We start from the raw sequence: 8,529 nt of genomic DNA, 5'->3' as shown, positions 1-8,529 counted from the left end.
GGACGGTATGCCGCCGGCCTCCGCCGCCGGCACGCTGGGTCGGCCGTCCCAAGCGCGTGCCCGAGCCTCTGCCCGGGCTTCCTCGTCGACGGCGCGCTGGGCCTGCTCCGGAGTCAGTCCGCGCGCAATGGCGGCCGCGAGCGCCGCCTCGCGTTCGGCCTTGATGCGGGCCCGCCGGGCCCGTGCGGACTCCGGGGCATCTGATCCCGTGCCTGCGGTGGCCATCGCCGCCTCGCCCCTGTCGTCGATCGGTCTGATCAGTGCACGACGTCCCGCGGACGTCGTCGTCAGTGCTTGCCGCCGAGGAGCAGACTCATCGCCTCGGAGCGGGTGGCGGGGTCGCGCAACTGCCCGCGGACGGCGGAGGTGATGGTGCGTGCCCCCGGCTTGCGCACCCCGCGCATCGTCATGCACAAGTGCTCGGCCTCGATGACGACGATGACACCGCGGGCCCGCAGGTGCTCGACGAGCGCGTCGGCGATCTGGGTGGTGATCCGCTCCTGCACCTGGGGGCGGCGGGCGAAGACCTCGACGAGGCGGGCCAACTTCGAGAGCCCGGTGACCACGCCGCTCTCATTGGGGATGTAGCCGACGTGGGCGACCCCGTGGAAGGGCAGGAGGTGGTGCTCACAGGTGGAGAAGAGCTCGATGTCGCGCACGATGATCATCTCTTCGTGGTCGATCGAGAAGGTCGTTGCGAGCACCTTCGCCGCGTCCTGGTGCAACCCGGCGAACAACTCGGCATACGCCCGGGCGACGCGAGCGGGAGTCTCAAGCAACCCGTCACGGTCCGGATCCTCGCCGACGGCGCGGAGCAGCTCCCGCACCGCCGCCTCCGCCCGGGCCTGGTCGACCCCGCTCGCCACGGGCTCAGGCACGGTCATCGGTCTCGACCGGCTGACCCTCGGGGACCTCGATCACCTGGGTGACGTTCTCGTCGGCCTCCGCCAGCGGGTTGGCTCCTGCGCGGGCGGCCTCGTCGATGGCGGCCTGCACGCCCGGCGCGGACTGCGTGGTCGCGGTCTGCGAAGGGGGCGCCACCGCGATCGTGCCGTCCACCGCGTGCCTGCCCGAGCCGTTGAGGGCTGCCGCCTCGGCCGGCGTCAGGACCGGCGGCTGGTCGCTCACCGTGCGGTGCTCGCTGGAGAGCCACTGCTCACGCAGCGGTCGCTTGCGGATGTCCTTGAAGATCGTGGCGACCTCGGCCTGGTTGAGCGTCTCCTTCTCGAGCAACTCGAGCACGAGGTTGTCCAGGATGTGCCGGTTGTCGTTGATGACGTGCCAGGCCTCGTCGTGCGCCGATTCGATGAACCGTCGCACCTCCTCGTCGACCACGCGAGCGACCTCCTCGGAGTAGTCGCGCTGGTGCCCCATGTCGCGGCCCAGGAAGACCTCGCCCTGACTCTGGCCGAGCTTGACCGCGCCGACGCGCTCGCTCATCCCGAACTCGGTGACCATCTTGCGGGCCATCGCGGTGGCCTTCTCGATGTCGTTGGAGGCGCCGGTCGTGGGGTCGTGGAAGATCATCTCCTCCGCGACCCGGCCGCCCAGGGCGTAGGCCAATTGGTCGAGGATCTCGTTGCGGGTCGTGGAGTACTTGTCGTCGATCGGCATGACCATCGTGTAACCCAGTGCCCGGCCACGCGGCAGGATCGTCACCTTGGTCACGGGGTCGGTGTGGTTCATCGCGGCGGCGACGATCGCGTGCCCACCCTCGTGGTAGGCCGTCATCTTGCGCTCGTGGGCCGACATGATCCGCGTGCGCTTCTGCGGCCCGGCGATCACGCGGTCGATGGCCTCGTCGAGGACCTCGTCATCGATGAGCTTCTTGTCCGAGCGGGCGGTGAGCAACGCGGCCTCGTTGAGCACGTTGGCCAGGTCGGCGCCGGTGAAGCCCGGGGTGCGCCGGGCGACGGCGAGCAGGTCGACGCCGGCCGCCATCGGCTTGCCCTGGGCGTGGACCTCGAGGATGCGGTGGCGGCCGATCATGTCCGGGGCCTCGACGGCGATCTGTCGGTCGAAGCGGCCGGGGCGCAGCAGTGCCGGGTCGAGGATGTCGGGGCGGTTGGTCGCGGCGATGAGGATGACATTGGTCTTGACGTCGAAGCCGTCCATCTCGACGAGCAACTGGTTGAGGGTCTGCTCCCGCTCGTCGTGGCCGCCGCCCAGGCCGGCGCCACGGTGGCGGCCGACGGCGTCGATCTCGTCGACGAAGACGATGGCCGGGGCATTGGCCTTGGCCTGTTCGAAGAGGTCACGAACCCGCGAGGCACCGACACCGACGAACATCTCGACGAAGTCCGAGCCGGAGATCGAGTAGAAGGGGACGCCTGCCTCACCGGCCACTGCCCTCGCGAGCAGGGTCTTGCCGGTGCCGGGCGGGCCGTAGAGCAGGACGCCCTTGGGGATCTTGGCCCCGACCGCGAGGAACTTGGCGGGGTCGGCGAGGAACTCCTTGATCTCGTGCAGCTCCTCGACGGCCTCGTCGGCGCCGGCCACGTCGGCGAAGGTCACCGAGGGCGTGTCCTTGCTGGCCAACTTGGCGCGGGACTTGCCGAACTGCATGACCCGGTTCCCGCCACCTTGGGCCTGGCTCATCATGAACCAGAAGAGACCGACGAGAAGCAGCACCGGGAAGATCGAGATGAGGAAGGTCCACAGGAAGCTCTCCGACTTCATCTCGTCGTTGAAGTTGTCCGGGACCTTCTCGTTGACCAGCGTCACCAGGGACTCGGCTCGGGCGTCGATGAACTCGGCGCGCACCTTGGAGGCACCGCTGATCCCCGCCGACTTGTCGGTGAAGCTCTCGCCGGACTTCAGGTCCAGGTTGAGGACGTTGTCGCTGGTGAAGAGGGCCTTGTCGACCTTGCCGTCGGAGATCAGCTGCTCGGCCTGGGCCGTCGTGATCTTGCTGTAGCCACCGTTGCTGTCGAAGGAGAACATCAGCACGGTGATGGCGATGACGGCGAGCACCCAGAACAGCGGTGCCCGGAAGACGCGCTTGAGATCCATGTAGTTGGCCGGGCCCGCCTTGGGCCCTCCTCCTGATCGGTCGTGAAGGTCGTGTGATGGGCGAGGGCCCGCTCGACGGGTACACGCTACCCGCCGCGGGAGGTCAGGCCCCCGGCATACCGATCAGGAGAACGTCGCCGAGAGCCGCTGCGTTCCCGACGTCAGCTGTAGACGTGGGGTGCGAGGGTGCCGACCTGTCGGAGCCCTCGGTACTGCTCGGCGTAGTCGAGGCCGTAGCCGACGACGAACTCGTTGGGGATGTCGAAGCCGACCCACTTGACGTCGACCTCGACCTTGGCGGCGTCGGGCTTGCGCAGCAGGGTGCAGATCTCGACCGAGGCCGGGCTGCGTGACGCGAGGTTGGCGCGAATCCACGACAGCGTCAGGCCCGAGTCGACGATGTCCTCGACGATGAGCACGTGCTTGCCGGTGATGTCGACGTCGAGGTCCTTGAGGATGCGGACCACACCCGAGGACTTGGTGCCCGAACCGTAGGACGAGACGGCCATCCAGTCCACCGGCGCGGAGATCGGCAGCGCACGCATGAGGTCGGCCATGACCATGACCGCCCCCTTGAGGACGCCGACGAGCAGAAGGTCCTTGCCCGCGTATTCGGTGGCGATCTCGCCGGCCAACTCCTCCAGTTTGGCGTGGATCTGCTCCTCGGTGATCAGGACTTTCTCGAGGTCCTTGCCCATGTCGGCAGCGTCCACTGCACGGCTCCTCACGGTTCGCGTTGGCGGTGCCGCCCAGCCTAGCCGGGTGCGAGGACGATCCGACCCCCGGATCGGGACACTCTCAGGTCGCCGGGGACGTGGATCGGGCCCTGCCCGTGCCAGTCGGTGAGGAGTCGATCGCAGTCGTCGGTATGCCGGGCGCTCACCTGGCCGGCCGGCGCACCGGCCGCGATGAGGAGCCGTCGCCAGACACGGGTGCGCACGGCCCGCGGCAGCTCGGCCAACCCACCGGTCGAGAGGGAGCAAATCGCGGGTGAGGGGTTGTCGTCGCCTGCGATTTGCTCCCTCTCGACTGGGTGGAGTGGTGGCGTATGCCGCGTCGGCGAGGGCGTCCAGGTGATCGGCGTCCTCACGGAGCTGGTCGGCGGTGCGAGCCAACGCCTCCCTGATGCCCGGCCCGAGGTCCCCCTCGAGGTCCGCGAGCGCCCGGCGGGCCTTCACCCGCAGGTATGCCGGGTCGTCGTTCATCGGGTCGTCCCACCAGGGCAGGTTGGCGGCCTCGCACAAGGACCGTGTGTCGCCCCTGGTGACACCCAGGAGCGGGCGGCGGAAGATCCCTCGGACGGACGGCATACCGGCCAGGGAGCGGGCGCCGGAGCCCCGGGCCAGGCCGAGCAGGACCTGCTCGGCCTGGTCGTCACGGGTGTGACCGAGCAGGACGAGGGAGGCGCCGAGCCGCTCGGCGACACCCGACAACGCGGCATACCTGGCGTCGCGGGCGGCGGCCTCCACCCCGCGACCGGTCGGATCGACGGTGACCGACACGATCTCGACCGGGTCCAGGCCGAGTCCCGCAGCCCGTCCGGCGGTAGTCCGGGCGAGCTCGGAGGAATCGGTGAGCAGGCCGTGATCGACGATGACAGCGCCCGCCCGCAGGCCCAGGACCGGCGCCTCCGCGGCGAGCGCTGCAGCCAGGGCCATCGAATCGGCTCCGCCGCTCAGGGCGACCAGGACGAGGTCATCGGTGGCCCGGTCCGCGAGCGCCGAGCGCACGGCATACCGGATCGCCGCGGTCGGACGATGGCGAGGGCCACCCATGGCGCCCATCCTCTCCCCTGCCCTTGTGTCCGCGTGAACCGTTCCCATGGCGACGCCTCACGCGCACGCAAGGGTCACTCGTGGACGCGTCGCACCCACGCCTGGGGGTCGGTGATCTCGGCCGCCAACGGCAGGGTCTCCGGCGAGGTCCACACCGCGTTGAAGCCCTCGACCCCGACCGACTCCTGCACGCCGCGCACGAAAACGGCGCCGTCGCGGTACTGCCGCATCTTGGCCTCGAGCCCGAGCAGCCGCCGCAGCAGGCGGGCGGTCGGCGGCTCCTGCACCCTTGCGACGTTCGTTGAAGCGCGCACGGATCGTCGCGACCGAGGGAATGTGGGCCGGGCCCACGTCGTCCATGACGACATCGGCGTGGCCCTCGAGGAGGGACATGACAGCCGTGAGGTTGGCGACCTGGGCACGCTGCTCCGGGGTCGTGAAGAGATCGGCGATGCCCGTGCCGCCTTCACCGAAGACCTCCGGCAATCGCTGCACGACGTCGCGCGCGAGCTCGGTCACCCGATCGGGGTCGGGCGCGAGGTCGACGACGAGGCGCCGCGCCTCACTGACGAGGTGGTCGCGCAGCCAGGGCACGGCCGTGAACTGCACGCGGTGGGTCTCCTCGTGCATGCACACCCAGGCCCGGAAGTCGGCTGCGTCGACGTCGAGTTCGCGCTGGACCTGCACCAAATTGGGCGCCACGAGCATGAGCTGAGGGGTTCCTCCGGGCGCAAGGTCATACTGCCCCAGCACTTTTCCTGCCATGAAGGCCAGCAGGCCACCGACCTCGGCGCCCGTGACCTTGCCACCGATGGCCGCCACCAGGGCGTTGGGTTCGCTGTGCCCCTTGGCCGCGATCATGTCGTCGATGGCAGGGTCGAGCAGCGCCTGCATCGAGTCGGCGTTCATCGAGATCCACGTCGGCCGGTCGACGACGATCGCCTCCGGGGAGTCAGGTGGCGTCGGGAGGCGTGAGGTCTCCGCCACCGGCCCGTATGCCGCGCGCGCCGCCTCCCGGATCGCCTCCACTTCGGCCGCGGCCTCGTCGGGGCCGATCGCCGGTCCTGCGGGCACGAGTGTGCGTCCGGTCGTCTTGGCGAACTCCCAGTCGACGTATCCGGCCATGGCTTCCTCCTGCTGGCAGGTCGATCAGTGACAGCCACAACGAGTCAGTGCGGCCGCGAATCGGTCCAACGTCGCACGTGCGGCCAGCGTTCCCTCGTAGCTCTCGGGCACATGGTCGGCGACGACGACGAAGGACAGGAGACGTCCATCCGCGTCGGTCGTCAGGCCCGCGAGCGCGGAGATGCCACGCAGCGTGCCCGTCTTGGCCCGCGGCACCCCGGCCACGGCCGCGGTGTCAGGCTGGTTGAAGCGGGTCGCCAAGGTGCCGGTCAGGCCGGAGGTCGGGAGCTCGGCGAGGACTCGCCGCATCCCCGGGTGTTTCCCTCCGAGTCCGGTGGCCAGCACGTGATCGACGGTCGTGAGCGGGACGAGTTGACCAGGTCCCAGGCCGCTGGCGTCGTGGATCGTCGTGCCCGAGGTGTCGATTCCGGCTTTGGCCAGCCCCGCGAGCACGAAGGGCCCGGTGTTGCCGTCGGCGGGGACGGTGCCGCCGGAGGCGACGATCGCCTGGCGGGAGAGGTTCTCGAGGATGGCGTTGTCACTCTCGTCCATGCCGTGACCCAGCACCTCGGCGATGGGTGCGGAGGTGACCGAGCCCAGGACCATGGCATCCTTGGCCGGAGCCGGACCGGGCGGCAAAGCGGTGGCCTCGCGGCCGTGGGCCACCAGCGCGGCCACGAATGCCTCGAGGCTGTCGTCAACCGACTCCTGCCGGGGCACCAGGCCGTGCTGCGGGCGATTGTCGGCCAGCCCGATCATCGTGACCCGGCGCGTGTAACCGGCGCTCACATCGGCGGGGTTCCACGAGGACGGGATCGGTGGGCCCGCGGCATACGAGGCGTCGAGACGGACGGTGAGCGGACCAGCGGGTGCGGCCGCAGCGACCTGAGCGGCGAGGTCACCGAGACCGGCACGGCCCACGACGGCGGTCGGGTCCCCGGGCCCGGTCGCCAGCAGGGTGTCACCCCCGGCCACGAGCACGACCTCGCCAGGAGCGCCCGCAACAACGGTGGTCTTCATCGTGGACTCGGCGTCGAGGACATCGGTGATGGCCAGCGCCGAAAGGATCTTCTGGGTGGAGGCGATGGTCCGTGGGCGCTCGGCGTCGGTGGACACCAGGACCTCGCCCGACGTGATGTCCCGGACCACGGCTCCCGCGCCGCCACCCAGGGACGGGTCGGCGAGCAGAGCGCCGATGGCGGCAGCGGTCCCTTCTCTGGTGGGCGCGGGGCCGAGTGCGGCGCTGGGCTCGGGCGAGGTCGTCGGCAGTGGGGTGAGCCCGGTCGGAACCGGCTCGGGGAGCGTGAGGATGCCGGGGACGAGGTCATTGGCGTCGGCCACGGCATACCCGCCACCGGCGAGCAGGGCGAGGGCGATGAGACCTCCGACGACCTTCTTGGCGTGTCCCACGGCACCTCCCCACGACATCGCACCCGGCATGCGCGACACTTGGCCAGCAGCCTAGGTGACTCAAGGAAAGAGGCAGACGTGGAGTTCGACGTCACGATCGAGATCCCCAAGGGAGCTCGCAACAAGTACGAAGTCGATCATGAGACCGGGCGGATCCGGCTGGACCGGATGCTCTTCACGTCGATGGCCTACCCGAGCGACTACGGCTATGTCGAGGACAGCCTCGGCGAGGACGGCGACCCGCTCGACGCCCTGGTGCTCCTCGACGAGCCGACCTGGCCGGGATGCCTGGTGCGCGCTCGCCCGATCGGCATGTTCCACATGCGTGACGAGGCCGGCGGCGACGACAAGATCCTCTGCATCCCCGCCGGGGACCCACGCAAGACCCACATCAAGGAACTCGAGGACATCAACGAGTTCGATCGGCTCGAGATCCAGCACTTCTTCGAGACCTACAAGGACCTCGAGCCGGGCAAGTCCGTCGAGGGCGCCCACTGGACCGGTCGCGTCGAGGCCGAGGAGACCGTGCGGCAGGCCGTGCAACGAGCCAAGGACGCAGGGCTGTCGACGGCGCGCTGGCGGACCCCGGAGATGGGCAACAAGGCCATTGCCGAGTTCCAGAGCAAGGTCCGGCACAGCGAGGCCGAGTTGCAGGCGGCGATCCAGAAGGCCGTGCGCGAGCTGGCCACGAAGGACAATCCGCTCAGCGACGACTGAGAGGCCTTCTGCGCCAACGACAAAGGTGCCGCGCCCCTTCCCCGGGGCACGGCACCTTTGTCGTTGCCGTCGGCTCAGTAGCGTGCGACGGTCTGGATGAGATCACCTGAGTAGTAGATCGACGAGATCTTGACGACCGTGCGGCTGTTGGGGGCGTGGATCATCTGCCCGTTGCCGATGTAGATGCCGACGTGGTGGTTCGTCGGGCCACTGTTCCCGAAGAAGACGAGGTCGCCGGGCTGGGCCTGGGACAGGGGGATCTTCGTGCCGTTGTTGTACTGCCATTGGCTTCCGTGCGCCATGTAGACGCCGATCTGCTTGTAGGCCATGAGGGTGAGGCCGGAGCAGTCATAGCCGACCGGCCCCTCGCCGCCCCAGATGTAGGGCTTGCCGAGCTGCGCGTAGGCGTAGTCGAGCACCTTCTGCTTGTTGCCGCTCACCGCCGGCTTGGTCGGTGCGGGTGGCGTCGTGGGTGCCGTCGGCGCGGTAG

7 protein-coding genes and 2 pseudogenes are annotated in these 8,529 nt (G+C 69.5%); 1 reads left to right on the top strand and 8 read right to left on the bottom strand.

Annotation, left to right across the window (positions count from 1 at the left end):
- The 7 genes and pseudogenes from BN10_RS17050 to BN10_RS00525 form a co-directional block, all read right to left on the bottom strand.
- Positions 1–225 (bottom strand): annotated as a pseudogene (locus BN10_RS17050) (hypothetical protein); the annotation flags it as partial.
- Positions 226–287: 62 nt separating this feature from the next.
- Complete coding sequence (gene folE / locus BN10_RS00550) at positions 288–884, bottom strand: GTP cyclohydrolase I FolE (RefSeq protein ID WP_010849180.1); 597 nt, start codon at positions 882–884, stop codon at positions 288–290.
- Positions 871–3,012 carry an ATP-dependent zinc metalloprotease FtsH gene (gene ftsH, locus BN10_RS00545; protein ID WP_010849179.1) on the bottom strand — a complete coding sequence of 714 codons (2,142 nt, stop codon included), beginning with the start codon at positions 3,010–3,012 and terminating at the stop codon, positions 871–873. The genes folE and ftsH overlap by 14 nt, the downstream gene beginning before the upstream one ends.
- A gap of 161 nt (positions 3,013–3,173) precedes the next feature.
- Positions 3,174–3,725 carry a hypoxanthine phosphoribosyltransferase gene (gene hpt, locus BN10_RS00540; protein WP_040750372.1) on the bottom strand — a complete coding sequence of 184 codons (552 nt, stop codon included), beginning with the start codon at positions 3,723–3,725 and terminating at the stop codon, positions 3,174–3,176.
- A gap of 504 nt (positions 3,726–4,229) precedes the next feature.
- Positions 4,230–4,670: pseudogene (locus BN10_RS17600) on the bottom strand (ATP-binding protein); the annotation flags it as partial.
- Between the two features lie 174 nt (positions 4,671–4,844).
- The gene (locus BN10_RS00530) at positions 4,845–5,912 is read right to left on the bottom strand and encodes a zinc-dependent metalloprotease (protein ID WP_010849177.1); all 1,068 of its coding nucleotides are present in this window, start codon (positions 5,910–5,912) and stop codon (positions 4,845–4,847) included.
- A 24-nt stretch (positions 5,913–5,936) separates the two neighbouring features.
- Complete coding sequence (locus tag BN10_RS00525; protein ID WP_051369585.1) at positions 5,937–7,352, bottom strand: D-alanyl-D-alanine carboxypeptidase; 1,416 nt, start codon at positions 7,350–7,352, stop codon at positions 5,937–5,939.
- Positions 7,353–7,400: 48 nt separating this feature from the next.
- Between BN10_RS00525 and BN10_RS00520 the strand changes: the two genes are divergently transcribed.
- Complete coding sequence (locus BN10_RS00520) at positions 7,401–8,039, top strand: inorganic diphosphatase (RefSeq protein WP_010849175.1); 639 nt, start codon at positions 7,401–7,403, stop codon at positions 8,037–8,039.
- A gap of 74 nt (positions 8,040–8,113) precedes the next feature.
- Here BN10_RS00520 and BN10_RS00515 read toward each other — a convergent pair.
- A partial coding sequence (locus BN10_RS00515) for a C40 family peptidase (RefSeq protein ID WP_233354225.1) occupies positions 8,114–8,529 on the bottom strand: 416 nt, incomplete at its 5' end.

The organism is Phycicoccus elongatus Lp2 (assembly GCF_000367525.1).
GTDB lineage: Bacteria > Actinomycetota > Actinomycetes > Actinomycetales > Dermatophilaceae > Phycicoccus_A > Phycicoccus_A elongatus.
The sequence above is the reverse complement of the archived record's forward strand: the minus strand, read 5'-3'. Positions and strand labels throughout refer to the sequence as shown.